The 24,623-nt window shown below is 57.6% G+C and carries 20 protein-coding genes and 1 pseudogene; 8 read left to right on the top strand and 13 right to left on the bottom strand.

Annotation, left to right across the window (positions count from 1 at the left end):
* Nucleotides 1-24: 24 nt before the first annotated feature.
* A complete protein-coding gene (locus E2I15_RS00095) occupies nt 25-546 on the top strand; it encodes a hypothetical protein (protein WP_246668288.1) in 522 nt (173 codons plus the stop codon).
* Between the two features lie 240 nt (nt 547-786).
* On the opposite strand, the gene hemN is transcribed toward E2I15_RS00095, so the two are convergent.
* Both hemN and E2I15_RS00105 read right to left on the bottom strand, forming a co-directional pair.
* Nucleotides 787-2,136, bottom strand: a complete 1,350-nt coding sequence (gene hemN / locus E2I15_RS00100) for an oxygen-independent coproporphyrinogen III oxidase (protein WP_422109875.1) — start codon at nt 2,134-2,136, stop codon at nt 787-789.
* Between the two features lie 804 nt (nt 2,137-2,940).
* Nucleotides 2,941-3,657 (bottom strand): sulfite exporter TauE/SafE family protein, encoded by a 717-nt coding sequence (locus tag E2I15_RS00105; RefSeq protein WP_137482300.1) that lies wholly within the window; start codon nt 3,655-3,657, stop codon nt 2,941-2,943.
* Between the two features lie 893 nt (nt 3,658-4,550).
* Here E2I15_RS00105 and E2I15_RS39490 point away from each other — a divergent pair.
* Entirely contained in the window at nt 4,551-4,676 is a 126-nt protein-coding gene (locus E2I15_RS39490) for a hypothetical protein (RefSeq protein ID WP_276487099.1), read from the top strand.
* 577 nt (nt 4,677-5,253) lie between these two features.
* Nucleotides 5,254-5,979 (top strand): helix-turn-helix transcriptional regulator, encoded by a 726-nt coding sequence (locus E2I15_RS00115; protein ID WP_137482359.1) that lies wholly within the window; start codon nt 5,254-5,256, stop codon nt 5,977-5,979.
* Between the two features lie 272 nt (nt 5,980-6,251).
* Here E2I15_RS00115 and E2I15_RS00120 read toward each other — a convergent pair whose 3' ends face one another.
* The 11 genes and pseudogenes from E2I15_RS00120 to nodD1 all read right to left on the bottom strand — a co-directional run bounded on the left by E2I15_RS00120 (nt 6,252) and on the right by nodD1 (nt 18,729).
* Nucleotides 6,252-6,974, bottom strand: a complete 723-nt coding sequence (locus E2I15_RS00120; RefSeq protein ID WP_137482301.1) for an outer membrane protein — start codon at nt 6,972-6,974, stop codon at nt 6,252-6,254.
* 576 nt (nt 6,975-7,550) lie between these two features.
* The gene (locus E2I15_RS00125) at nt 7,551-7,856 is read right to left on the bottom strand and encodes a hypothetical protein (RefSeq protein ID WP_246668289.1); all 306 of its coding nucleotides are present in this window, start codon (nt 7,854-7,856) and stop codon (nt 7,551-7,553) included.
* Between the two features lie 1,068 nt (nt 7,857-8,924).
* Nucleotides 8,925-9,299, bottom strand: coding sequence for a NolY (locus E2I15_RS00130; protein ID WP_137482302.1), 375 nt, complete (start codon nt 9,297-9,299; stop codon nt 8,925-8,927).
* A gap of 1,128 nt (nt 9,300-10,427) precedes the next feature.
* The gene (locus E2I15_RS00135; RefSeq protein ID WP_137482303.1) at nt 10,428-11,453 is read right to left on the bottom strand and encodes an LLM class flavin-dependent oxidoreductase; all 1,026 of its coding nucleotides are present in this window, start codon (nt 11,451-11,453) and stop codon (nt 10,428-10,430) included.
* Between the two features lie 167 nt (nt 11,454-11,620).
* Nucleotides 11,621-11,878: pseudogene (locus E2I15_RS00140) on the bottom strand (transposase); the annotation flags it as partial.
* Between the two features lie 60 nt (nt 11,879-11,938).
* Nucleotides 11,939-12,148: a hypothetical protein gene (locus E2I15_RS00145; protein WP_246668290.1), complete on the bottom strand. Its 210-nt coding sequence runs from the start codon at nt 12,146-12,148 to the stop codon at nt 11,939-11,941.
* 681 nt (nt 12,149-12,829) lie between these two features.
* Nucleotides 12,830-13,831 (bottom strand): branched-chain amino acid ABC transporter substrate-binding protein, encoded by a 1,002-nt coding sequence (locus E2I15_RS00150; protein ID WP_246668291.1) that lies wholly within the window; start codon nt 13,829-13,831, stop codon nt 12,830-12,832.
* A 339-nt stretch (nt 13,832-14,170) separates the two neighbouring features.
* Nucleotides 14,171-14,884, bottom strand: coding sequence for a MerR family transcriptional regulator (locus E2I15_RS00155; protein ID WP_155262137.1), 714 nt, complete (start codon nt 14,882-14,884; stop codon nt 14,171-14,173).
* A gap of 122 nt (nt 14,885-15,006) precedes the next feature.
* Nucleotides 15,007-15,216, bottom strand: a complete 210-nt coding sequence (locus tag E2I15_RS00160; RefSeq protein WP_137482307.1) for a hypothetical protein — start codon at nt 15,214-15,216, stop codon at nt 15,007-15,009.
* Between the two features lie 923 nt (nt 15,217-16,139).
* Nucleotides 16,140-17,135, bottom strand: coding sequence for a transcriptional regulator NodD2 (gene nodD2, locus E2I15_RS00165; protein ID WP_137482308.1), 996 nt, complete (start codon nt 17,133-17,135; stop codon nt 16,140-16,142).
* Nucleotides 17,136-17,784: 649 nt separating this feature from the next.
* Nucleotides 17,785-18,729 (bottom strand): transcriptional regulator NodD1, encoded by a 945-nt coding sequence (nodD1, locus tag E2I15_RS00170; protein ID WP_137482309.1) that lies wholly within the window; start codon nt 18,727-18,729, stop codon nt 17,785-17,787.
* An 850-nt stretch (nt 18,730-19,579) separates the two neighbouring features.
* On the opposite strand from nodD1, the gene E2I15_RS00175 reads away from it, so the two are divergent.
* The 5 genes from E2I15_RS00175 to nodU are packed head-to-tail and all read left to right on the top strand — an operon-like array spanning nt 19,580 to nt 24,623.
* Nucleotides 19,580-20,212, top strand: coding sequence for a NodA family N-acyltransferase (locus E2I15_RS00175; protein WP_137482310.1), 633 nt, complete (start codon nt 19,580-19,582; stop codon nt 20,210-20,212).
* On the top strand, nt 20,209-20,868 hold the full coding sequence (gene nodB, locus E2I15_RS00180) for a chitooligosaccharide deacetylase NodB (RefSeq protein WP_137482311.1): 660 nt from the start codon (nt 20,209-20,211) through the stop codon (nt 20,866-20,868). Before E2I15_RS00175 ends, nodB begins: the two co-directional genes overlap by 4 nt.
* A 16-nt stretch (nt 20,869-20,884) precedes the next feature.
* A complete protein-coding gene (nodC, locus tag E2I15_RS00185; RefSeq protein ID WP_137482312.1) occupies nt 20,885-22,264 on the top strand; it encodes a chitooligosaccharide synthase NodC in 1,380 nt (459 codons plus the stop codon).
* Nucleotides 22,264-22,899: a nodulation methyltransferase NodS gene (gene nodS, locus E2I15_RS00190; RefSeq protein WP_137482313.1), complete on the top strand. Its 636-nt coding sequence runs from the start codon at nt 22,264-22,266 to the stop codon at nt 22,897-22,899. The genes nodC and nodS overlap by 1 nt, the downstream gene beginning before the upstream one ends.
* A gap of 14 nt (nt 22,900-22,913) precedes the next feature.
* Complete coding sequence (gene nodU, locus E2I15_RS00195) at nt 22,914-24,623, top strand: nodulation protein NodU (protein WP_137482314.1); 1,710 nt, start codon at nt 22,914-22,916, stop codon at nt 24,621-24,623.

Raw genomic sequence — 24,623 nt, forward strand, 5'->3', positions numbered from 1 at the left:
GAAGTCGGGCAAGGAACGATGGAGATGGTTGATCAGGCGGCCGCTTCAGACTTGCGGCCGCTCTTATACGGCTCGTCAGGGCGAATTCGCTGCGGTTTGGCGTTTCTCGTTCTCGTCGGCTTGTATGCGGCAGCAGCCCATTTTGGCGGCAGCCTCGCAGGGTTTGTCGAGACGCCGGCAGCCGGGCTCGCAGATGCGGCGGCGGGCCTGTCAGCGCAGGACAGGATATCCCTGACCGAGATACGTTGGGCGCAGGAGAAGATGAGCGAGGATATCGCAGAGCTCAACCGGTACATCGATGCTCAGCGGAAGGACCTCAAAGGGATCTTAGATCAGATCACGGTGCTGGCTTCGCGAATTGATTCCCTGCAGAATCCAGCAGCTGTCACTTCTGCTCCCTCCCCCATTTCTTCGTCGCCCCCACAAGTTGCTTCGAGCCCGGCCAAGAAGCGCGCCGAGATGCGCGTAGAGCGGTCCAAACCACAAGGCCCCGTTTCCGTCGGAGGTGCGCCAGTGATCGCAGGACAGAAGAGGGGCACGCCTTGACATGTTAACGTTGTTACAGGCGTGGCCGAGTCCTTTAGCCGCACTCACTGAGGTCAGCCGTACGTTTCGCAAATTGGCTTGTTGCGATAGATAGCCGAAGCCTACGAACGCAAGGTCGTCAACGAGGTCAGGCTCGCCGAGGTGATCCGCATCAATGCAGCCGACAGCATTCCGGCGCTTGTCTCGATCATTCGTCCGCAAGCAGCGTTGCTGCATCGAAACCGTGCTCGGATCCGTGGCTTAGTAGGGTGTGCGGTCGAGATGAGCGTCGAATGCGGCAGCGACAGCGCGCACGACAAAGCGGTGCTCGTGCTTGACGCGGATGAAGCCGTCTTGGATCTCCACTATGCCGTCCTCGGTGAGCATTTCCAAGCGGTCGGCTGAATCGAGGAACCCAATCGGATCAAATCCGTGGGCAGCACAGAGTGCCGGCACGTCGGCCTCCAGATCGCACATCAGGCGCTCGATAATTGCAGCCCGCAGCCGATCTTCCTCAGTGAGACAGCAGCCCTTCGATGTCGCCAGACGGCCAGCTCCGATGTGCCGGCTATAAGTAGCGGTATCAGCCGCGTTCTGGACGTAGCCGTCACCGAGACGGCCGATGGCTGACGGACCAAGGCCGATCACGGTCTTGCAGGTATCAGCCGAATAACCCAGCGAGTTGCGGCGCAGCCGTCCAGCTTCTTGTGCCAGCGTGAGCTCGTCGTCCGGCAAGGCGAAATGGTCGAGCCCGATTTGGCGGTAGCCGGCAGACACCAGTGTGTTCGCCATGGCTGCAGCTTGCTCGACGCGGGCAACATTGTCCGGCAGTGCCGTCTCATCGATCTGGCGCTGACGTTTCATGTAGGAGGGCACATGGGCATAACCGAAAACCGCAAGCCGGTCGGGTCGCATGGCCACTGCGGTCCTTGCTGAGTTCACACAGGACTGCACCGTCTGGTGCGGCAGTCCAAAGAGCAGGTCAAAGTTGATGCGGCTTATTCCCTGCAGGCGAAGGCTTTCGACAGCAGAAGCCGTCTGCGTTTCGCTCTGAAAGCGGTTGACCGCCCTTTGAACCTTGGGGTCGAAGCTTTGCACACCAATGCTCGCGCGGCTGACCCCGGCTGCCCCTAAGCTTTGCGCCATCTCGGTCGTGAGCGCGCGCGGGTCGATCTCGATGGCGATGCTAGCGGACGTGCTGAAGGCAAAGTAGCGGCGCAATAGCTCGATCAGAGCTTGAAAATCGACCGCCGAAATGGTGGTTGGCGTTCCGCCGCCGAAATGCACGTCGTTGACCGGCAAAGCGCGCGGCAGTCGCTCCGCAACCAAACGAATCTCCTCCCGTAGCGACGTCAAGTAATTGCGAATCGGCCGTTCGCCGCGCGCGAGGCTTGTAGGAAACCCGCAGTACCAGCAGATCGAGCGGCAGAACGGAACGTGGAGATAGAGCGATACGGGTTCGTCGGGCGGCAGTCGGTTCAACCAAGTCTGACAAGTCCTGGCGCCGATTGTCGTAGAGAAATCCGGTACAGTTGGATAGATGGTGTACCAAGGCAGGCGAGCATCGCAATATTTGTTCAGGAGTGTGGTGTGCAAGGCTTGGCTTCCCATGCTCATACAGCTGCGAAGCTGACCGATGCGCCCTCCTGTGTCTTTGAGTTATGTCAACTGGTCCGAACTTAGTCGAAATCGGAATTCCCTTCTCGATATGACCTTCTAGGGACTGACACCGCGTGAGAGGTATCCGGGGGCGAAGGCTGCGCTGCGAGCGTGGATGTGATCCACCATCTCGACCCATCACCGCGAGGCAAGCGACATCCCGCGCAGGTCCGGGTGGAGAGGCTTATCGTCGCTCACCTTCCGTCGCTATAGGCGGCACCTCTCGGATAAATGCCATGAGCAGGACGCTGGACTGGAGATACCATGGACAAGAAGTTGCTCATTGGATGAGGCCGGCAAGCGCGAGATCATACAACTTGACGCTACGTGAGATTCAAGGCCCTTGGAGCCACGCAGAAAGCATTTTAGACGCCACGCCTAAAAAAATGGACAGGCCTCATTTCCGCCACGCTGCTTGTCTCATTGCCGCAAGCATCGTCACGGATGTACTGATGATGTTGGGGCGGACCCGGCGCACTTCCAACCCCGGCAAAGTGCGTCGGGGCGCCTTGGCTCGGCGACGTCCCATCGCCAAGCAGCTCACTAATTCACAACCAAGTGTCACGTTTTTCTAATTCCGGATGCGAGTTTGACCAACTTCTCACACGCGATCGCTATCTGACGATGCGTTTGTGTCCGCCTCAGCGCTTTATGTGGCTTGTTTTTGCGCTTGCTTCTACGCTTGCTCTTACAGTTTATCAATCTTCGTAAGATTATGCAGTTGAGGCCTTCATTGGTCGCGCTTCAGCTGCGCGATCATGTGCAAACCAATTGGATACCGGCAACGAATAGAACCGCCACGAGAATGAACCTGGCAGTTGTCTGGCTCATCCATTTCAGGCCGATCATCGTGCCTGCGACGGCACCCACCAGCGCGGCGACTGCGTAAAGCCAGAAATACGAAGACGGAAATTGACCGGCGAGAAGAGTTCCAACGAGGCCGATAGTGGAGTTAGCCAGAACAAAAGGGGGCGACAGCGCGGCGGTCTGCTTCGGCGACGCCCAGTTCAGGGCGATAAGCGTCGGGGCGAGGAACAATCCCCCGCCGACGCCGGTCAGGCCGGAAACTAGGCCAATGGCCGCTCCAATGCTCACAGTTCCCAAAAGCGGATTTTCGTGAATGCGATCGGCGCCGCCTCCGCCCCGCACGATCATCACGGCTCCTGCCAGCAGAAGGACGATCCCGGTCAGCGTCTTATAAATGTCTTCTCCGAGCACCATAAGGCCGCCGGCAAATGCCGCCGGCATCGATGAAAGCAGAAGCGGACGCAGCATTATCCAATCAACGACTTTGTTGCGGTTGAAGACCCATGTAGAGTAAGTCGCAACAACAATGTTGAGACCAAGCGCCGTCGGGCGTATCTCTGTCGATGGCAGAGCAGCAAAGGCCATTAGCGCCAGGAATGCAGTGCCACCCGCCTGGCCAACGGTCGTATAGAGCAGTGAGATGATCGCCAGGACCAGAGAAAACATACTTCACCGGTTTTGGCGACGCTCTTCGCCTTGGTTGCGGACCGCATCAAGAATGCCCTGCCGAGGCGAGGTGCAATTGTCTTTCCCGCGAGGTTGTTGCTTTGAATTCCGCGTTTAGTCAGAATGCGCGGCCGGACCGATAGTCAATCCAAGTTGCATGACGGTTGCCATGTGTCGTTCGTCTCCATCAATTGTCAAGTTTGGTAGTTGACTGGCCTGCGCATGACTCTTGCAGCTGCCGGTCGATGGACAACGTATGTCGGGTAAGCGGTAGTCCCGGCCTCACCTGACGTCCACGGTTGCATTGCGAGCCGTTACACATGCAAGGTCAGTTGCCGGTCATCGAACCCGCGTTTGTCGTCGATCTCTGATCGGCCGGTCTCCGTCCTTTCGGCCAGAAGTTCGCTGCGCCTGGCACACCGACGCGTTGAAGGGGCTGCCGTCGCGAGAACGGCATTCTTTCTGATCAGGATCAAGTAATGCCGCGGCTCGCGCAAATGGTGATGTCGCGTTTCCTCCCGATGTCACGAATGCTTCAATGTGCCCTGTACGGGAACCGCCCGTTCGCTAAGCCCTTGTTTCCACGGTTGATTGTGTAATCACAAAAAATGGTATGACACTTGCTGGTCCGACCCCAAGTTCTCTCCCTTCTGGAGATGCACCATGCAACGTGTCCTCTGCGTCAGGGATCTCTCGCGACATCGCGTATCTGTCGTTGCATCGTTGACGCCACTTCTATTCGCTCCTTCGATTTGTTCGCGCCGGACCTGCACGCCCCTCAGGGACCACGCATTGATGCTAGGTTCTTACCTCTTGGGGCTTCTGCTGCATGTTGCTTATCGAACGCGTCCTCGACGCCGCGGAGGGGGGGCAGGATCGGCTAAGGGCTGCCGATGCGAATTCGCCAGAGGGGCAAGAAGAACAATGACACCCTTATCACCGTCGCCGGCAAGCAGAGCATCGACGCTGACACCACGCAGTTGGAAGCCGGCGCCCGCGAGCGGGTCGGCGCGCCCTAGCTTACCTCGTTCAGGAAGCTCAGTGTCTATAGTCTGCTCGTGCTCCGCCTTGAAATACAGCGAAGCTTCATTCGCGCCGGACCTGGATTTCGCACGATACAATCTGACCTATGCTGACGCCACAACCGGTCGTGGTGTTTGGTTCGTATCGTCGGCTGAACAGTTAAGACAGTCGGATTTCCTCAAATCAGCGAGCCCCGCATGTGCGTCAGAGATCGGGAGCGCGGACCAATCAAAGTGGCCGACCCTGCGCCGACTCCTGAATTGCCAGCACGTCACTGGCGAGCCGGTAGATCACATTGAATGAGCATCGGCGCTACTGTTGCGGCGCGTTGTTCCGCTTCAGACACAGGATAATAGCGGCGCCTCGGCTGTTCGACGGAGACGATCACGCAGCAATCAGTGCGCGGCCGGACACCGAGTGCGGAAATGGCGTCTAGGCAGCATGTGGGCGCTCCAGACTTCTCGTAGAGCAAACCCGGGAGTTCAGGCCATGGAATCCAACTTGGCTCCGCCTGAAACAAGCGCAATCGAACGCAGCGACACCGACTATGATCGGCGTCCTCAGCCGCCGATCATGGATCGTTTTAGCTTCACGGAATGCGCAAAACAGACGCATTCGCTCAGAGCGCTGTTCGAGCTCCTTGTAAACTGCGCCACCGAAGAGGGGTTCGGTGAGGTTGCTTATGGCGCCCTCAACTTCGTTGAGCCACTTCGCCTGGTGGAATATCCACCCCCAACCGTGGCCGTGAAGTGGCCACCAGATTGGTGCGAGCGATACTTCAAACGCAAGTATCACACCATCGATCCCGTGGTTCGGCGGACGCCGATGCTGTCGCGGCCGTTTTTGTGGGATCAACTCGCCAACCACTACCAACTTCAACCAGACGAGAGGCGCGTACTGGACGAGGCCAGAGAGGCCGGCTTGAAGCACGGTATGAGCGTGCCGTTGTTTGGGCCGTTGGGCCGGGTATCGGTGGTGTCGTTTGCATCTCCATCCGACGATGTTGATCCTCAGGACCGCATCGGCCATCTTAACGCATTAGCGTCGCTCTTTCATACCGCCCATGGCGAGATCGCACGTCCCTGCAGTAGCGACGGAGAGAAGAAGGCGGCCCTGTCGCAGCGCGAGGTCACTTGCATGCGGTGGGTGGCGGAAGGAAAATCGTCATGGGAAATTGGGGTGATCTTGGAAATCAGCGTGAACACCGTCAATTTTCATATCAAAAATGCGATGCGAAAGTTGGGCGCGACCAGCCGGATCCAGGCAGTCGCTATCGCGATCCGCCTCAATGTTCTTTGAATTTCTCACTCGAATGAGGAGCAAGCGCCGGCGGCTAATTGTTGCTCGCGCTTCCGTTGAGGCCAGCGGTTGCAACCCCCTGGTCCCGTCGGATCGGAGCTCCTCAACGAGTGTTGGAGCAGGCGATGGGTTTCATCCAGCCTATGAGCCAGCTTGGACGACTGGTGTTTCGAAAAAGCCAGCAGGGTGCTTGTTGATTAAAGGAAACTTGAAGAAGAACCCCGACCGACGGTCGGGGATCTCGAGTCGACGCCGCAAACGTGCGGATATCACTATTTGCCAAACGCCGGGCTGAACTTGTAATTGAGCCGTGCCGTGATGAGATCGACGTCCTGGTTGACGCGATCGCCGCCGGATCCTGGGAAGAGCACGCTGCTGCCCTGCATGAACAAGTGGTCATACTCAACGCCAGCCGACCAGCTCGGCGTGAGGCTGACTTCGAGCCCTGCGCCTAGCGCACCACCCCAACGCACATCGTCGTTCCTGGCAATCCCGGCTCCGGTAGTCACTGAATTGATGTGATAGGTGTTGCTGGTCACCGCAGCACCGCCCTTAGCGTACAACAGAACAGCATTGAACGCGTAGCCGATGTGACCGGTGAGCAAGCCGAACGCATCCGTCTTGGTGCCAATGACGTCTGCCGTGAAGGCGGTGCTGACACTGGAGCCGTTGAAATCGGCCCAGTTGCCCTGACCTTCGATGCCATAGACCGTATTGAAAATCTGCCAACGATAGCCAATCTGGCCACCGATGGTGGCTCCAGCCGAATTATGGCAGCCCTCGGCAGTGACGCCGTTGAAATCCCAGCAATTGTGGCTCGATGCCCATCCCCCATTGATACCGATATAGTAGCCGGTCCAGTCGGCAACTGAGGGAGCAACCGGCAGCGGAGGCGCTTTGACGTTGAGGGGCTGCGCGGCGAGGTCCGCGCTGAATGCGGGAGCGGCCGCACCGAGTGCGCCGATGCATGCAGTCAGAATCAGCAAATTCTTCATTCGAGTGTTGTTCCTTTCGATGCCCCCCGGCGCTGTGCGTCTTAACAACATCGTCGTGAAATGCTGTAACTGCAGCACAACATCGTTTTGGAAGAAACGGATCGAATCGAACGCTGCGTCAGATTGTCGAGCGTGCATCCATCACCATGCACAGCCCGACCAAGATGGTCTTATCCAAGAGGCACGCATGGTGAGCCCGCCGATCGTAACCTTCTGCACGATGCTCCACGGTCTGTGTGCGCTTGAGGAGGAGCCAAAAAGCTCAGTGCGGCTGGCCGACCTCTAGTAGCTATTTTGTCCGCCCTTGCGGATGCGAGCAACGCTTAACGAGGCAATTACGCTGAAGTTGTACAAGCGCGTCTCGAATCAAGGACATGAATGGAATCTTCATATGCACAGTGTCGCGCCAAGGAATAACGAGCTTATCCTGCCTCGTCGTCGCTTACTCTGACCTTTAGCTGACGGACCCAGCGCTTGGCGCTTTGCACCAGCTGAATTAGTTGAGAAGCGGTTCGGGCAGAATCGTCGTGGAGAAATAATTCGACAACGATATATCGAGGATGCCAAATCGGCGACCTAAGATTGCGGAGAGCCGTGACATCGCCGATCGTTCTTGCCGCGTAAGTGTGAGCGATCTTGCTGCTTGGTCGAGGCGGTCAATTCCGCGCGTAATCTTCGTATCGCCTCGTTCGCCAGATGCAAGGTATTCCGTTCGCCGTTCCTTATCGAACATTCCAGGGAAGCCCGCAACCGGGTATGAAGTACCGTCTTGTGATTATGTGCCAACAGCGGATCCTTCTCGACAAAGCGCCACGCCTTGGCAAATGCGACGCTCACGAGAACCTCTGGCGCCTGCATATGCTCGGATGAGATCTGATCCATCTCAAACTCCAATCGATACCTTGAATACGAGGAAGTCGCGTTGTCGAAGCCCCGAGTGCCGGTGACCTATCAAGCAAGCGTGAGATCGGGTCCGCAGGCGCGCTCGCGCATAGAGCTACTCTCGACGCTATAATCAGATTTATACACACGGTTATTGAAGCGCGGATGACCGAACGTCATAGTGCCAAGTTAAATTCGAATGATGCTGTATCACTTGAGGGCCTGCGCGTGCGTTATCGCGCGTTTTCCTGCTGAATTGCCCGAATTTCTTACAGTGGGTGGCGGTGGCTAATCCAAGAAATTAGAAGAGCGGGCCAGATAGGGTCGACGCTACGGTGGTAGCGGACGAGCTGACCTTTCACCACATTCGTAACCTCGAAATGCAAAGCGTCTGAACCTCAGTATTGTCCGTTTTGTACGATCATCGTCTGAGCGCGTGACGCAGTCTGGACAGTGTTTGTTGGCGTTCGCGTTCTAACAGGATCGACGGCGTGGCCGTCGTTCTGTTGTTTGACCCGTTCGCATGGCTGTGTGGTGCGACGTTTTGCGTCAAGCGGAGTGCAGTAGAGAAGACGATGACGAGATGCGGGCAATTGCGATGATCTGGTTGGTGTTGTCCTTCAAGGAACTGTGGAGTGTCACGCGTTGCGGGATGTAAGACTTCTGCCGCAACACAAGCGCCGGACCATCGAGGTAAACGTACCGGACGAGACAACCATGCCTGTGCGTCGCCACATACGTTGCTTCGCATTCATTCGCTATGGTTGTGAAATTAGTTGCCATATATATAAGGCATTATAAATACGAAGTACTTGATACAAAAAAAGTCCAGCTGAGATGAGAGTCGATGGTGACCTCTCCGGGACGATAGCATCCTTTTGGAGCCCGCGGTGATGCGGGACGGTTGCACTATGATGGGCATTAAGTGACTCTCTCGCGAGACGATAAGCCGATTCAATCTTGAGGCTTGCTGCGGTAGTCGGCGCGCAAAACCGCAGCGCGGCGTCGGCCCAGCTATGAATGGCGTTTCATCGCGTCCTCAACGGCCGGAGCATACCGAATCGAACGTCACTCCGCTGCACGCGACAGAATCAGCGTGGCGATCCTAATTCGGTTGGCAGGAGTGCGCAGAGCCTCAGGTAAAGCCGCCACTGTTTGATCGAAAAGCCGGCCCAAGACCTGAAGGTCTTCTGGATGATAGACGCCGCGGTCCGCCGACATTCGCGCTGTTTGCCCGTCGCCAGTGTGGCCATTGGTCCTCGCATCGCCGAGCTGACCGAGCGCAAGCTCCGCATTTATCATTTCGTTTGTGAGTGCATTAAGCAGCCTGACCGCTTCGAATTCGTTGCCTTCTTCGCCGATGAGGGCGGCAACGATGCCCAATTGCAGGTCGATGCGGTGCTTCAGGTCCTGTATACGCGAATTGGAAGGGTCGAGTTCCACGGTGTTGCTCCAGAGTAATTAAAAGCAGGGCTAGACTAGGTAAAGAGGTGCGTCGTTTGTCCCCTTCGCGGGGCTGCAGGCGCGTCACGAGAACGAATTGCCGCTGCAGAAGGCCGTGCACGCGTGCAGTCAGTAGCGAGTAGCGCATAGAATGAGATGACCGCGGAGCAAAGTTGCAAAAAGCAGGTGAAGGCGGCTGGCGCCGAGTAGCACCGAGGGCGTGAGCGGAGTGAGAATGCCCGACCACGATGACGTAGGGGCGCGCAATAATAGTGCGAAGCTCGCCTGCTCACGCAAGTCGACAGCACTTTCTCCTCGTGACCGGAGAAATATGTCGTGCATATGAGGTGGTCAGATAGCTGACAGCCAGGCCTCTTCCGGGGGCCGTCACGATAGCGGCGTGGCGGTGTAGGCAGGCGGTCTAGGGCGACAAGTCCGGTTTGCCTTGGCCGGGGGCGCAGTTCGCTTATCCGAAGTCTAGCCGGCGCACGCATGGACCCCAGCCGATAAGAGTACGTGAGAGCCAATCTCCTGGAGCGCCTTCAGCATGACGACAATTACGTCGGCGGCTACGCGGTAGATTGCGTGTGGGACGCTGCGATGCGCCATCCGACTATAACCGGGCGGCACGTGCCGCGAGTTGCAGGATGGGGAAGTTCCGTTGCGGATGCAGGTACGCGCGGCTGGAGATGCCCTGCGACTATGCTCAAAGCAAATTGGGTTCATTGTCACACGTGGCTTGAGAAGAAGGCTTTCCGAAAATCGGCGATTGACTATGGGGTATTTGGTTAAGAACGGTAAAATCGAAAGTATTGATGGGATGCATCCAACTCGCGGATAGGGCGCGCGATCGCGATCGCGATCCGTCCGGCCTGAATGATGCATGCGGCCAGCCGGCATATGAATAGAGTTGGCTTGACATGCAGCCGCTCTCCAAATCGGTGCACGTCACCGTCGACGACATCGGCCGAGAGGGCACCACGATGGTGATCGAGGCGATTCAGTTCTCATTGGTCTTTGGACCTCCTGCTGAATAAAGCAGGAGGCCCTAGATAAGCGACTTCGGGCCGTCCGGTCATGGATGGAGGTCGCGACGCGCTGTCTCTCCGAGGTGCCAAAATCGGATAGTCATTGTCTGGCGATGATCTCGGATCTGATTGTGGTTGCGGTGTATAGAGAAGTTTCCAGCGGAAGGTCCCCGAATGCAAGCTGGCAAAGTAGGTAGTTGGCGCCTGCTTCCTCCATCTGATTAAGAAGGAGCTGTCGGACGGAAGCTGGCGTTCCGACGACGCACAATTCGTTCTCGAGCGCTGCGTCGAAGGTCAGCGGCAGGGTAGGTGGTGTCGGAATGGCGTTCAGCTCGTAAACGAATCTAAAGCTCTCGAGCCATCGCTGATATGCGGTTTGCGCTGCCAGATGGGCGTCTCGGTCAGACTGGGCGATCACGACCATGCGGAGCAGACCAAGAAACGGCTCGCGATCGTCGGCGTCTGTCATGCGCGCCCGGTGCGAGCGGAACGCGTTCGTAATGTTTCGAACAGCAGAGGATCGGCCTTGGCACGCCAGATTGGCGCCATTAGCGGCGGCCCACTCCACCGACTCGGCCCGATTGCTCGTGATCCAGGTCGGCGGATACGGACGCTGATGAGGCCTCATGGTCAACGGTATCTCGCTCAGCTCAAAAAATCGCCCCTGATAGGATAGCGTATGCCCTTTCAGCGCGGCATTCAGGATTTCGCTGGCTTCCTCATAACGCTCTGGCGCCGCGTCCGCGCTGATGCCGAAATAGCCCCATTCGGTCGGCAGAGAGCCACGTCCGATACCGAGCTCGAGCCTGCCGCCGCTCAATTGGTCAAGCATGCAGATCTCTTCGAACGCGCGCAGAGGATGATAGAGGTTGAGCAACAGGACCAGCGGACCAACGCGTAGTCTCTGGGTGCGCTGCGCGACGCTCGATAAGAACAGATTTGGTGACGGCCCTCTGCCATGTGGGGTGCAGTGATGCTCGGCTAGGTGATAAGCGTAAAACCCCAGAGAATCACACACCTCCGCCAATTTGAGGCGGTCTTCGTATTGTCGTGCGACATCGCGGCCGTCGTCGTCCAAATGGTCGAAAATGCCGCAGGTTAGTCCGGAAGAAGGGGGGCTTTTCACTTGATCATCTCCGTTTGTGGAACAGAAGTCGCAGTTGCCTGATGCCGTCGATCTCAAAGACGGCTCGTTCGTTATTCGACTACGTTTATCTCTTTCGTTGGGTGCCGCCCGAGCTCGCACGATGAAGATCAGGTCATGAGAATTTGCAAATGACGGTCTGATCACTACTTTGACAGAAGCTCGCGAAGGGCCGCCACACCGAGCATGTGCTCCACCAGAAGCATCTTTAGCTTCACGTTCTCCTCTTCCAAGGCCCTCAATCGCTTGACCGCAGGAACGTCCATGCCGCCAAATTTGACTTTCCAGTTGTAGATAGCCTCTTCAGAGATCCTGTGCCTACGAGCTAGATCGGCCGTTTTCGCGCCAGCCTCATGCTCCCTCAATATCGCGATAATGTGCTCTTCCGTGAACCTCGGTCGCTTCATCTGCCCCCCCTTCTTGGGGTAGGACTTGCACTCCAGCTAGAGCAAATTGCCAATAAGAGGTCATCCGCCACGCGCCAGCACGACGCTTGGGTTGGAGGCTGTTCCAGAAGGGTCGAGTTCGGCGAAGTCGGCTGCACCTTCCTGCCTTTCAGGCCCAACAGGCCGAAGGTTGTCCGCGAAAGCATAACGGCGCCCAAAGATGAGGACGCCGATGGCGCAGCCGATCACAATGATGTCGAGAATGTTCTGGTTCGCGTGTAGCCAGCCCATTGGCATGTCGCGGCGGCCGGCCTGACGGTGGCTCGCCCCAACGTGGAGCTTTTCCCTGTATATCGGCACTGCTGTGCAAGAACACTAACGAGCCTTCCCTTAAGGCGGCGGACAGCGGGAATGGGGGCCCATTGATGGCAACGCAAGTCACGTGGACGGTTCGGCCGGAGCGCCGATTGGTCGTCTTGCCGTGTGCTGTTCGCAGGACTTCGCACGGCGCGGGACTGCCCATAGAGTGCAGTGCGCATGTGCATCTGTCAGCATACCGGCTCGATGGTGTAAATTGCCGTTGCAAATTGAGTTCCATGGCTATGTTTTCGGAGAAAACCACCGGCACTTAGTGATGTCGCCGAGCCGCTGCAGACGGCATCGAGACCTACTTGAGGAGGAGCCGGTGGGCCAAAGCGAGCAGCCATCGGACTGATCAAGACATGCCTGCCAAGGTGGTTGTACAACACTGAGGGTTTGCACAAGCCCTACTTGTTTATCATCGGACGCAACTCATCCCCCAGTGGATCGACGTCAGGCAGCTCTGCGAGCGCTGCAGCGAACGCCAGAAATGCTCCGAAAACCGCGAGTATGAGAGTGCACGCGAGTAGGGCTGCACCAAGGTCGTGAGGGCGTTTCATTCTCTGTATCACTGGCTGAATTGTGAGAGGTTGCGCGTCGGCCCGATCAGTTTTACTCGACGGCTTCGACATGCCCGTCGCGCCAGCGGTAAACGAGAAATCCAGGAGCCGCGTTGTCTCCTTTGTAATCAAACAGTATTGGGCCGATCACGGTATCGATCGGCCACGAACGAAGTGCGCTGGCCACTCGTCGAGCATCGAAAGAGCTGGCCCGCTTTACCGCCTCTGCCCATGCTTGGACTGCTGCATAGGCGTAAAGCGTGTATCCTTCGGTAGACAGATTGGCAGCGCTGAGTCTGGCCGCGATGCCGGCCGCTTTGGCATTCTTGACGGGGTCGGGCATGAAGGTGAACAATGCGCCATTTCCTGCACTGCTGGTAATGGCCCAGAATTCAGAGGTCATCAGTGGATCGTTTGCCATGACGATGAGGCCGGCACCTGCTTCTGACGCCTGGCGTACGATCAGTCCAATTTCGGTATGATAGCCGCCGATATAGGCGACCCGCACGCCGTCCTTCTTCATTCTTGAGACCAGTGCCGCGTAATCCTTTTCACCGGCTATGTAGCTTTTTCGAATGACGTGCTCGCCGGATTTCTGCAGCTGTGCCGCAACCACGTCGGCAATGCCCTTACCCGCCGTGCTCTTGTCGTCGAGCACTGCGATCGTCTCGTTATGGTGATTTGCGTGAATGTACTCAGCTGCAACGAGACCCTGTTGGTCGTCACGGCCGCAAATCCGAAACACCGTCTTAAGGCCACGTTCTGTCAGTTGAGGATTTGTCGAGCCAGGTGACATTTGAATGATGCCTGCTTCATCGTAGACGTCAGAGGCCGGAATCGACGAAGAAGAACAAAAGTGACCAACGACTAGCCGGACGCGCTCGGTTGTGAGTTTATTCGCAACTGCGACGGCTTGCTTGGGGTCGCAAGCGTCATCGACGACAGTCAATATCAGCTTGGTATCTGGAAGTATGCCCGAGGCGTTCAAAGCCTCGACAGCGGTCGCCGCTCCATCGCGCATTTGTGCGCCAAACGCTGCGCTGCTTCCGCTCATGGGACCAGCCACGGCAATATTGACGTCGGAGGCACGCGTAGTCGAGCTGTCGGCGCAGACGAGTAGTGCTGCACTGGCAGCTAAAGCGTAACACCGACCCAACATTGTAGAGCTCCAATGCTCAGCTGAAGTAAACCACCAGCGCTCGCGGTTCGACTTGCGCCCAGGCCTTGATGTGGATCTTCTGCCAAGCGGAGTCATGTGCGTTAGCTGGCCACACCGCGACCACGGTAGAGCCTACAATTTGACGTTACGTGCGGTTCAAGCCCCTTTGTGAGAAACTATCCGCCTCGGCGGATAGGTCGGCGAGATGCTGCGCACGTCCCTGCGCCTAAGCCGTCAGTATGGCTGATCCTCCAGCCCGGCAAGGGCTAGGTCGAGATACTGCATGAGAGTAGGATCCCAACCAGCCAGACTGCGGGGGGCACTCAACCGCGCAAGGACCTTCAGGATCGTCGAAACGCGTGAATCGGCTCCGGCGATTTCTCTGATCAGCAATCGCGCTGCAACCGCGACAGCTTTTGCTCGCTCACCGCAAGGGGGTTCGCCCCGATCCATGCAATCACGCAGTTCGTCGCGGATCCGTCGCCACCGCTCCTCGCGCTCCGCCGCCAATTTGCACGTACATCGAGACGTCTGGCTGCGTGTCTCGACCCGAGACATCGCATCTAAGGTGGCAGGTAGCTCATCTACACTTACCTGGATCTCACTGCCCGTCGTCATGTCGCGTAAACGATCCCGCAACAGGGTCGCTCGAGCCACTTGAAGTTCGATCCGCTCCAAATGTTTGCGCAGCAGATCAATGAGTGAAGTCGAGCCCTCCATAGCCTTACGGATCTCGTGAAGGGAGAAGCCAAGCTCACGTAGCGCGCGAATCTGATGAACCCGTTGAACGCTTTCACGATCGTACATCCGGTGACCGCCGTCTGTACGATCTGATGCGGCTAAGAGCCCCGTATGTTCATAATGATGCAGCGTGCGTACCGTCACTCCGGTCGCCTCTGCAAGTTCGCCAATGCGCCATCGACGCCTTCGTGGTGTAGCTTTGCTCATGTTGTTCAATTTCAAAGCCTACAACCTGACGTCACGTATGATTCAAGCTATTTCAAAGCTCTAGCTGGATCGTCTTCCATTCCAGCGTAAGAGATGGTGACTATCCTTAGAATGGTTGGCGATCAACCCTTAGGTGAAATGGTGATCAACAAGTTCATCAGGCATGCCAGCCTGGACGCGCCGACCTCGGTACTATCCAAGATGAGTTTGGCGACAGCCGTTCGATTTTCAGGCGTTCGCATCGACGGCGGCAACGCGTTGATTGCGCCATCAAAGAGGCTTCCTAAGACAGAGAGTTCTTCCGGATCGAATACGCCGTTGTATTGTTCCAACGTTCGGCTCCTTGTTTGTCATTGCGTCAAGGCAGCGCACGTGGTCAAGACGTTTGGCCGCGGTAGGGCTAAAAGAAGTCAGACCGGCGGCGCAGAGCGATGAAGGTGCAGTGCTCTTTAAGGTGATGCGACAAGGCAACACAGGTTTGCGGTGTTTTGCAAAATCGCACGAGTGGTTTTCGTCATCTCTACAATCGGTAGGCACGCCGGCTGCGCGTCATGTGCGGCTCGCCGAAAACGAATCAGCTACGTGCTTTAGCAGCACTACTGGTTTTGAGCGTGGACGGCGCGCCGCGAGCTGATCTTGGTCATGCATACGACGCTGCTACGGGAGGCCACGCTACAATGATGAGGGCTTGGCCTGAGCTGAGGCCTCGAGCGCGTGGTGCTCGGCTGTTGATGTGTGGCCTCTTAAAAACAAACAATAGGCGACTTGAGCCGCCGCCGGCACGGCATCGCCCTCCAGACATCCGCTCTCTCATGCTAAGAGAGTTAGCTTTCGAGAAGCTGACGAGCGTCAAAGGATTCGAAATGCGCCAATGGGCATTGACCTCCGCCGAAAGCTGCTGCGCATTCTCAATTCATCTCTGCTTGGCGCAGGCTCGCGCACGATGCCGTCCTGACGCGACGCGTCCATCGCGAACGACCTTGGCTGAGGAGCCACGAGATAACGTCAGGGGCAACTCCCGCGGCGCCGCGTCTGCGCCCCCTCTACAAGGCCGTTGAACGTCAGGTCCAAGAGCGCGATGAGCGTCGGGCGTGATACCAATGTGCGCGTCTCGCAACAACGTCGTGATAGCGGCTTGGGTAACGAGGCCGCCGGACGTTCCTGAACCAAGAATGAGTTAAAGCAGGAGAAGTTTGAAGTGCAGCTGTCCAGACATGCAGCCGCATACAAGGTTCGTACACGTCTTCAAGTGTCCTCACGATAGCCGCGAGGCAACTCTCGTCAAGATTCCTTCAGCATCCGCTTGTTCTGAAGTGCAGATCATGGAGCAATCAGCACTCGTAGATGTCATGCGAGCTGCCTCCCGCAACAATATGTCTCGTATCCAGATGCTTTCCGGATCGCTGTTGTGAAGGGCAGGCCATTGGACCGCTTCGGTAAAGCTGGGGAACGGCTGCGGAAGCTCGGCAATCCGAAGGGGCATCGTCCTTTCGAAATGCTGAACGAGCCTTGATGGCATGGTCCCTATCCGGCGCGTACCCATCAGCATGGGCGGGATCATGCCGTAGCTCTGCACGAGAATATCGATGCGTCGGTTGAGGCCACGATCGAGCAGAAACGTCTCCTCGATGGGAGGCTTGCGCGCAACTCCGAGCTTAACCGCGACATGGCCCATTGACATGTATCGATCAAATGTAAGCCGCCGCCGTAGCTCGGCGTTCGTGCTGCAGCCTACGCACACAAGCCTCTCCTCGAACAGGGCTATCCGCGGGTGCGCGCTGGACATGAATAGTTCCGGGAGGATAACAAAATCAAGCTCGCCGCGCCGGAGAAGCTCATCGTGCTCATCGGCGAGCGCCACCAGTTCGAAACTGACGGCGGGTGCTTCTCGCGCGACACGCTCGGCGACATGTCGGAAGAATACGACCGTTATAAAATCGGAAAGGCCGATCCTGAACCGCCGATTCGATCGCGCCGGGTCGAATGCGTCCCGCGCGATAATAGAGAGCTCGATGTGCATCAGAGCCTCACGAACGGGTGCCGCCAGCCCCTCCGCGCGTGACGTCGGGACAAGTTCCCGGCCTCTCATCGCAAACAGCTCATCACGGAAATAGGAACGCAGCCGGGCAACGGCTGCGCTCATGGCCGGCTGACTGAGGTTGATCTTGCGAGCTGCTGCGGTGAGGCTGCGCTCAGTCATTAGAGCATCGAGGGCGACGAGAAGATTCAGATCCAGGCCGTTGAAACGCATATCTTATTATCCGACGCGATCGTCTTTACATTGCATATAATGAGCGACAACGGCTGCATCTGAAGCGGTGTCATCGGTTCGCCCGAATCAACTCCGTTCCTCTCGTGCGATCGCAAGAAAGCGCGCGGAGTATCGCAGAATGGCGCGCAGTGCGCTCGGGGATGACGACCTACGGCTCGAGCCCGTCGGGAGAGCCAACCTGATCGATCTCGTCGATCTCGTCGATTTCCGGCACTCTCGCAACTCGACTTCGTCGAGTCGCCATTGGCAAACCAGCCTTAGTGCCTATCCCGCCATAGCCAGAATTCACTCGATGTGCCCCATCCCCGCCCGCCTGCGCAGCGTTGGTCAGGATGCAAATTACAACCTGACGCAGTGTCGGGTTCAAGCGATTTAAATTGGCTTCGCCAAATACCATCGTACTCGGAAGCGCTCGTCCTTCCGCGATGGCATTTAACCTTGCTTGCAATACAAGCGCACTACCCGCTTTGCGCGATCGTTAAGCGCACGGGCCGGCAATCTTTCACAATCCCGGGCCGGCTCGCGCGTGCGTTTTGCAGCATGGCCGTCCGGGAAGTTAAAATGACAAGGCAGACACGTCGAATGATGAGTGGGATATTTGCATCTGCCGGGGCAGCTCGTGGTGGACCTAGCAGCGCCGGCGCGTTGGTAGTTTCCGATCTGCAGATCCCATGTTGGACGCCTCCTCCAACAATATCCGCCGCATCCAAATGCTCGCCGGATCGGTATTGTGGAACGCGGGCCACTGCACGGCCTCGGTGAAAGTGGGCAGTGGGAGTGGTGGCTCGACGATCCGCAGGGGCATCCGCTTTTCGAAGTGTCTGGCTAGACGTAAGGGCATTGTTCCTATGCGGCCCGTGTCGAACAATATGGGCGGAATCAGGCTAAAGCCCTGCACAACGACCTCGATGCGCCTTTTCAAGCCGTGCTCGAGCAAGAACCACTCCTCGAGGTTGGGCCTCAGGGCCCGTCCGAACTTGGCGGTGACGTGCCCCATTGAATTGTATTTCTCGAATGTAAGTGGTCGCAATAGCTGCTTGTTCGTGCGGCATCCCACGCATACGAGGGTCTCATCGAATAGCGTCGCCTTAGGATGCGCGCTCGACATGAACAATTCCGGCAAAATGAGAAAATCCACTTCGCCGCGGCGAAGCAGCTCACCGGGCTCATCGGAAAATGGCAGCAATTCGAAGCGCACCGCAGGCGCCTCCTGTGCGATACGATCAACAATTCTCCGAAAAAACACGATTGTCATGAAATCGGAGAGAATGACCCTGAAGCGTCGGCTCGACAGGGTCGGGTCGAACGCATCCCGAGAAATGATCGAGAGTTGGATGTGCAGCAGGGCCTCGCGAACCGGACCCGCAAGCGCCTCCGCGCCGGGTGTCGGGACGAGCTCGCGACCTCTCATCGTAAACAACTCATCGCGAAAGTAGCTGCGCAGCCGCGCGATCGCAGCGCTCATGGCGGGCTGGCTCAGGTTAATTTTGCGCGCCGCCGCTGTGAGGTTGCGCTCCGTCATTAGAGCATCGAGCGCAACGAGAAGGTTTAGATCAAGTCCCTTGAACCGCATGTCGTGAGTCTATCCATCGTGTGGATGTGTTCTATCGAAACAATCGATTTTACCAAACTGCGGATTGTTGGATAGCAAACATCAGTTTGGAAAATGAATTAGGTATGCCACAATGGCTATTGGTCGTGCGCGGGCTCCGAGAAGAAATCCTGGACGTGCGAGCATCTGCCGAATCCGTGTGCGAAGTGGCTATCTCTGCCGCACGCGCGTTGCGCCTGTTGTAGGTGCGACTCTCACGCGATGCGACGCTAGGCGGGCCCCGATAAACCTTCGTATGCGCGTTCCATCCCTTTCCATATCGGCGGTTTACCCGCGTACACTTGAGGGCGTCCTCAGCCCTACCTTAGTGTCGCGACCAAGCGGCGTGCGCAGATCGCAGATGCCGAATACTTCCGGCGACTGGCCATAATGGCGCGCCTGTCCATCGCAATACAAGGCGAGTCGAAGATGCATAGGACCGAAGTTGATCTGGTGCCCGCCGCGTGTGCCCTCGATGAGCTTTCACGCAACGATCGGCAGCCCTCAGAGACGGTAACGCCGATCGTGATCTTGGGCGCGGCGAAGCTCTCCCAGGATGCAGATAGAATCTGCACAACCCGATCGCCTCATTGGGATGTCCGGGCATATGTGGACCACGGCATTGCTGGAACGACACGTGCGAGCTGCGCCATCGTCTCGCCGCCAACGATGGCGCCATTCCGATGCAGTCAGCTCTCGGGGACCTGGCGAGAAAAGCCGAGCGCGGATGCCGCATGCCAACACATTCCAGATTGATCAACGGTTCGGCGAATAGCACGTGTCTTACGTGACTATATCCGCTCTCATCCCTACTGGCGCAGGGAAGTCCGCCATGAATATTGCCGTGTCCCCATCTGCGGAAGAGGCTTCCGCGCGCACTCAGGTCCAGTGGCGCCTTCGCTGGGAAAACGAGCTGCAGCTCGCCGATCATGCCGAGCTCGCCGACTTCTTCCGTAAGAGCTATGGGCCGACGGGTGCATTCAATGCACAGCCATTCGAGGGTATTCGAAGTTGGGCCGGCGCAAGGCCTGAAATGCGCGTAATCGGTTACGACGCGCACGGCGTCGCTGGTCATATCGGCCTACTACGCCGATTCATCAAGATTGATGGCGTTGATCTTCTCGTGGCCGAACTGGGATTGTATGCCGTCCGTCCAGATCTTGAGGGGCTTGGAATCAGCCATTCAATGCGCGTGATGTATCCTGCGCTGCAGGCGCTTGGGGTGCCGTTCGGCTTTGGTACGGTCCGGCCTGCACTTGAGAAGCATCTCACCAGACTGGTCGGAAGGCGAGGGTTGGCAACCCTCATGCCAGGCATCCGCGTCCGCTCCACCCAGGCGGATGTCTACCCCAATTTGTCGCCGATCCGCATCGAAGACGTGCTCGTGGTGGTGTTCCCGGTTGGACGCTCAATGGGCGAGTGGCCGGCGGGAACAATTATCGATCGGAACGGGCCCGAGCTGTGAACGAACTCATCCCCCTATCTGCGGTGCGGTGCAACTACGGCGACGTTAGCGGAAGTCGTTCGGTCTACTTGACCTTCGATGATGGGCCCAATCCATTTTGCACGCCGCTCGTTCTCGATGTCCTGACGCAACATCGGGTCCCCGCGACTTTCTTCGTTATCGGCACATACGCGGCCGACCAACCTGAACTCATTCGACGAATGGTCGCCGAGGGGCACGAAGTTGCAAACCACACGATGACGCATCCCGATCTGTCCAGGTGCGAAGCAGCCGAGATACATGATGAGGTGCTAAGGGCGAGCAGGGCAATCCGATTGGCATGCCCACAAGCGTTGCCCCGGCACATGCGGGCACCTTACGGCATATGGACCGAAGACGTGCTTGCTACGTCGGCCAAGGCTGGCCTCGCAGCGGTGCACTGGTCGGTCGATCCGAGAGATTGGTCGCGTCCTGGGGTCGATGGCATCGTGAACTCAGTGCTCGCGGCTGTTCGCCCGGGCGCGATTGTGCTCCTGCACGACGGGTATCCTCCCAGCGAGGAGAGTTCGTGCACTGACGCCACTTCGCGTGAACAGACGGTGAGGGCGCTGGCATATCTGATTCCGGCACTGCAACTGCGCGGGTTCGAAATCCATCCGCTTCCTCAACTTCACTGAACAAAACTGGCACCCCATGGATTTGCTCGCTACAACCAGCGCTGTCGCTGTTTCGTCTTATGCGCTGCTCTCGACCATCTACAAGAGCGCGCAGGCCCTTTACGCTCAGCCGACGACTCCCTCATCGCTGCAGAACGATCTCGAACATGCCGGGGGGGGGCTGCCCAGCGTGGATGTCATCGTGCCCTGTTTCAATGAGGACCCAAACACACTCTCCGAATGCCTCGCGTCGATTGCAAGTCAAGACTACGCCGGAAAACTGCGGGTCATTGTGGTCGACGATGGATCCGCAAATCGCGATCTTGTGGGACCCGTACACAAAATCTATGCGAGCGATCCGAGGTTTCGAATCATCTTGATGGCCAAGAACGTCGGAAAGCGCAAGGCGCAGATTGCTGCGATACGCAGCTCTTCCGGCGATCTGGTCCTAAACGTCGACTCGGATACGATAATTGCCGTCGACGTGGTCACGAAGCTTGTATCGAAAATGCAGGACCCTGACGTCGGCGCGGCCATGGGGCAGTTGGTAGCGAGCAATCGCAACGGAACTTGGCTGACCAAGCTGATCGATATGGAATACTGGTTGGCGTGCAACGAAGAGCGCGCGGCGCAGGCACGCTTCGGCGCGGTGATGTGTTGCTGCGGGCCATGTGCCATGTATCGTCGCTCTGCGCTCGCCTTGCTTCTTGATCAATACGAAACGCAATTCTTCCGTGGAAAGCCAAGTGATTTCGGCGAGGATCGTCATCTAACTATCCTCATGCTCAAGGCGGGGTTTCGAACCGAGTATGTCCCTGACGCGATCGCAGCAACAGTTGTGCCGGACAGCCTTGGACCATATCTGCGACAGCAACTTCGCTGGGCGCGCAGTACCTTTCGGGACACGTTTCTTGCGTTGCGCTTGCTGCCCGAGCTGGATCGCTATCTGACGCTCGACGTTGTCGGACAAAATCTCGGCCCCTTGCTCCTCGCCTTGTCATCACTGGCTGCGCTCGCACAGTTCGTCATCGACGGGTCGGTGGCCTGGTGGACGGTGCTGACGATTGCGGCCATGACGATGGTTCGGTGCAGTGTGGCAGCGTTCCGTGCTCGCGATATGCGGTTTCTCGGCTTCTCGTTTCACACACCCATCAATATCTTTCTCTTGCTGCCGTTGAAAGCCTACGCGCTTTGTACATTGAGCAATAGCGATTGGCTGTCGCGTAAGGTGGTGGTGTCAAGCGATGGAGAAAATGAAGCTGTCATCCCGCGCACGGCCGCTGGAATAAGCTCCGCGATAAGTGGTGTGAGCTCCGCCGAAATTCGTAAGCCTGGCCGTTCGCACCGTGCATCGAACTTGGCGGCAACCGAGAGTGTTTGCGGTCGCGATCGATCGAGTGCCTATAAAGAGGTTTAATGACCGTGACATCGGACAACAACTATCACCTATTGGAACGAGAATTGGCTGTCGATGATCCATGGCGGCTTGACAGCAATTCGTTCGAGCAGGAGCGGTACGCGCAGATGCTCCGGCTGTCGCGGTGCAACGGTGACGTTGTGCATGCCCTCGAAGTCGGATGCGCAGCCGGCGCATTCACCGAAATGCTGGCGCCGCACTGCCAAAGGGTCACCGTGGTCGATGTCATGCCGCAGGCGATCGAGCGTGCTCGCCAGCGGACCAGAAGGTGGTCAAATATCGCGTGGGTAACTTGCGACATTCAGCGGTTCTCGACCGCCAAGCAATTTGATTTGATCGTCGTGGCCGAGGTTCTTTACTACCTCAAGGACATCGCCGAGATGCACGCAGCCATCCTCAACCTGGTGGATATGCTTGCACCAAATGGCGCTCTGGTGTTCGGATCTGCGCGTGATGCCCCATGTCGACGCTGGGGGCATGCTGCCGGTGCTGAAACAGTGATTTCTCTCTTCAATGAGAGCCTATCCGAGATCGAGCGTCTTCATTGCCAGACTGAGTCGGTCAACGAGGACTGTTTGCTCGTGCTGTTCCGAAAGCCGACTAACTCGTCAGAACAATCAAATTACGGCCATTAGGGCCAGGGGGTCATATGCGCATCTGTGGCATCAAGTTAACCCATGACGGAGCAATCGCTGTCGTCGAGGACGGGCAGCTTGTCTTTTGCATCGAGCAAGAGAAGCGCGGCAACAATCCACGGTATCAATCCGTCGATAACCTCGATGCAGTCGTGCTCGCATTGGCTGAGCATGGCCTAGATCCACGAGACATCGATCACTTCGTCATCGACGGCTGGGATGGAGAGATCGAGTCGCAGTTCCAGGTTCTCAGTGGTGCTGTTCCGATCGCGTTGAAGGGGGCGCCATATGTCGAGCGCCATGCCGAGGGCCTTCTAGATTCGGTCGATGGCTATGGCCTGATCCTCGGCGGCAAGGTGTTTCCCTATGAGAGTTACCCGCACGTCACGGGCCACGTCGCCTCGGCATACAGCACCAGCCCGTTTGCCAGCGCCGGAAAACCCGCGTTCTGTCTGGTATGGGATGGCTGCATCTTTCCACGTCTCTACTATGTCGAACCTCGAGGCGCGCGACTCATTGCCAGTCTGTTTCCAATGATCGGTCATGCCTATGCTGCCGCGGGCCTTCATTTCGGACCTTACAGGCAGCCGAATCGCACCAATTGGGACTTGGGTATCGCCGGCAAGCTGATGGCTTACATAGCGCTTGGCTCTGTCGACGAGACCATCGTGGCTGTGTTTCAGGAGCTTTACGAAAAGCGCTTCGCTGCGGATACGGAGCAGGCCCGTCGCTACCGCGCTGACATCAACAATGCGGAGGCGTCGCTTGCCGCTGTGCACGACTTTTTCGAGGCTAGCGCGCTGCGCCTGACGGCCAAGCGAGCCGAAGACGTCCTTGCGTCGTTTCATGTGTTCTTGGAACGTCTTCTCGTCCGAGAAATCGCAATGGTTCTGCTGCGGCACTCGTCGCTTCCGGGCGCGAGAAACCTCTGTGTAGCCGGGGGATGCGGGCTCAATATTAAGTGGAACAGTGCGCTTCGGGCGACGGGATTGTTCGATGAGGTCTGGGTGCCGCCGTTTCCAAATGACAGCGGCTCGGCAATTGGCGCTGCTTGCAGCGCGATGGCGGCACAAAAAGGATTCGGGCCGTTAGAGTGGTCGGTCTACAGCGGTCCGGCGCTGCAGGCCTGCGAAAATCCGTCAGAATGGGAGGCTGCACCATGCACCCTCCGCGAGCTTGCGGCTATTCTTGCCGACAACACGCCCGTAATCTTCCTTTCGGGACGCGCTGAGCTTGGGCCGCGGGCGTTAGGGGGCAGAAGCATTCTTGCAGCAGCAACCTCGCCGGCAATGAAAGATCACCTCAACGACATCAAGCGCCGCGAGCAGTTCCGGCCAGTAGCCCCGATTTGCCTGGAGGATCGGGCGCCGGAGATCTTCAGCCCCGGGACGCCGGATCCCTATATGCTGTTCGATCACCAGACCCGGGCGGAGTGGCGCGATAAGGTCCCCGCTATCGTCCATCTGGATGGCTCCGCGCGGTTGCAGACCGTCGCCCGCAACTCTCCCCACAAGATCGCCGAGCTTCTCATCGAGTTTGAACGGCTCACAGGTATTCCGCTGCTTTGCAACACGAGTGCCAACCTCCACGGACGAGGATTCTTCCCGGATGCGGCCGCCGCCTGCCACTGGGGACGCGTAGAGCATGTGTGGTGCGACGGTATGCTCTGGACCAAAACGGTCGTAAGCAAATCCACGTCGGCTGAGCGACTTCTGTCCGCCTAG

The sequence above is a fragment of the Bradyrhizobium sp. BR2003 genome, assembly GCF_009720285.1.
GTDB classification, from domain to species: Bacteria; Pseudomonadota; Alphaproteobacteria; order Rhizobiales; family Xanthobacteraceae; genus Bradyrhizobium; species Bradyrhizobium elkanii.

What these genes read in the sequence shown, in the direction of transcription:
- E2I15_RS00095 (WP_246668288.1), top strand. Translation starts at nt 25, where the DNA reads ATGGTTGATCAGGCGGCCGCTTCAGACTTGCGGCCGCTCTTATACGGC.
- hemN (WP_422109875.1), bottom strand. Translation starts at nt 2,136, where the DNA reads ATGGGAAGCCAAGCCTTGCACACCACACTCCTGAACAAATATTGCGAT.
- E2I15_RS00105 (WP_137482300.1), bottom strand. Translation starts at nt 3,657, where the DNA reads ATGTTTTCTCTGGTCCTGGCGATCATCTCACTGCTCTATACGACCGTT.
- E2I15_RS39490 (WP_276487099.1), top strand. Translation starts at nt 4,551, where the DNA reads ATGCGAATTCGCCAGAGGGGCAAGAAGAACAATGACACCCTTATCACC.
- E2I15_RS00115 (WP_137482359.1), top strand. Translation starts at nt 5,254, where the DNA reads ATGGATCGTTTTAGCTTCACGGAATGCGCAAAACAGACGCATTCGCTC.
- E2I15_RS00120 (WP_137482301.1), bottom strand. Translation starts at nt 6,974, where the DNA reads ATGAAGAATTTGCTGATTCTGACTGCATGCATCGGCGCACTCGGTGCG.
- E2I15_RS00125 (WP_246668289.1), bottom strand. Translation starts at nt 7,856, where the DNA reads ATGGATCAGATCTCATCCGAGCATATGCAGGCGCCAGAGGTTCTCGTG.
- E2I15_RS00145 (WP_246668290.1), bottom strand. Translation starts at nt 12,148, where the DNA reads ATGGGCTGGCTACACGCGAACCAGAACATTCTCGACATCATTGTGATC.
- E2I15_RS00150 (WP_246668291.1), bottom strand. Translation starts at nt 13,831, where the DNA reads ATGAGCGGAAGCAGCGCAGCGTTTGGCGCACAAATGCGCGATGGAGCG.
- E2I15_RS00155 (WP_155262137.1), bottom strand. Translation starts at nt 14,884, where the DNA reads ATGAGCAAAGCTACACCACGAAGGCGTCGATGGCGCATTGGCGAACTT.
- nodD2 (WP_137482308.1), bottom strand. Translation starts at nt 17,135, where the DNA reads ATGCGTTTCAACGGCCTGGATCTGAATCTTCTCGTCGCCCTCGATGCT.
- nodD1 (WP_137482309.1), bottom strand. Translation starts at nt 18,729, where the DNA reads ATGCGGTTCAAGGGACTTGATCTAAACCTTCTCGTTGCGCTCGATGCT.
- E2I15_RS00175 (WP_137482310.1), top strand. Translation starts at nt 19,580, where the DNA reads ATGAATATTGCCGTGTCCCCATCTGCGGAAGAGGCTTCCGCGCGCACT.
- nodC (WP_137482312.1), top strand. Translation starts at nt 20,885, where the DNA reads ATGGATTTGCTCGCTACAACCAGCGCTGTCGCTGTTTCGTCTTATGCG.
- nodS (WP_137482313.1), top strand. Translation starts at nt 22,264, where the DNA reads ATGACCGTGACATCGGACAACAACTATCACCTATTGGAACGAGAATTG.
- nodU (WP_137482314.1), top strand. Translation starts at nt 22,914, where the DNA reads ATGCGCATCTGTGGCATCAAGTTAACCCATGACGGAGCAATCGCTGTC.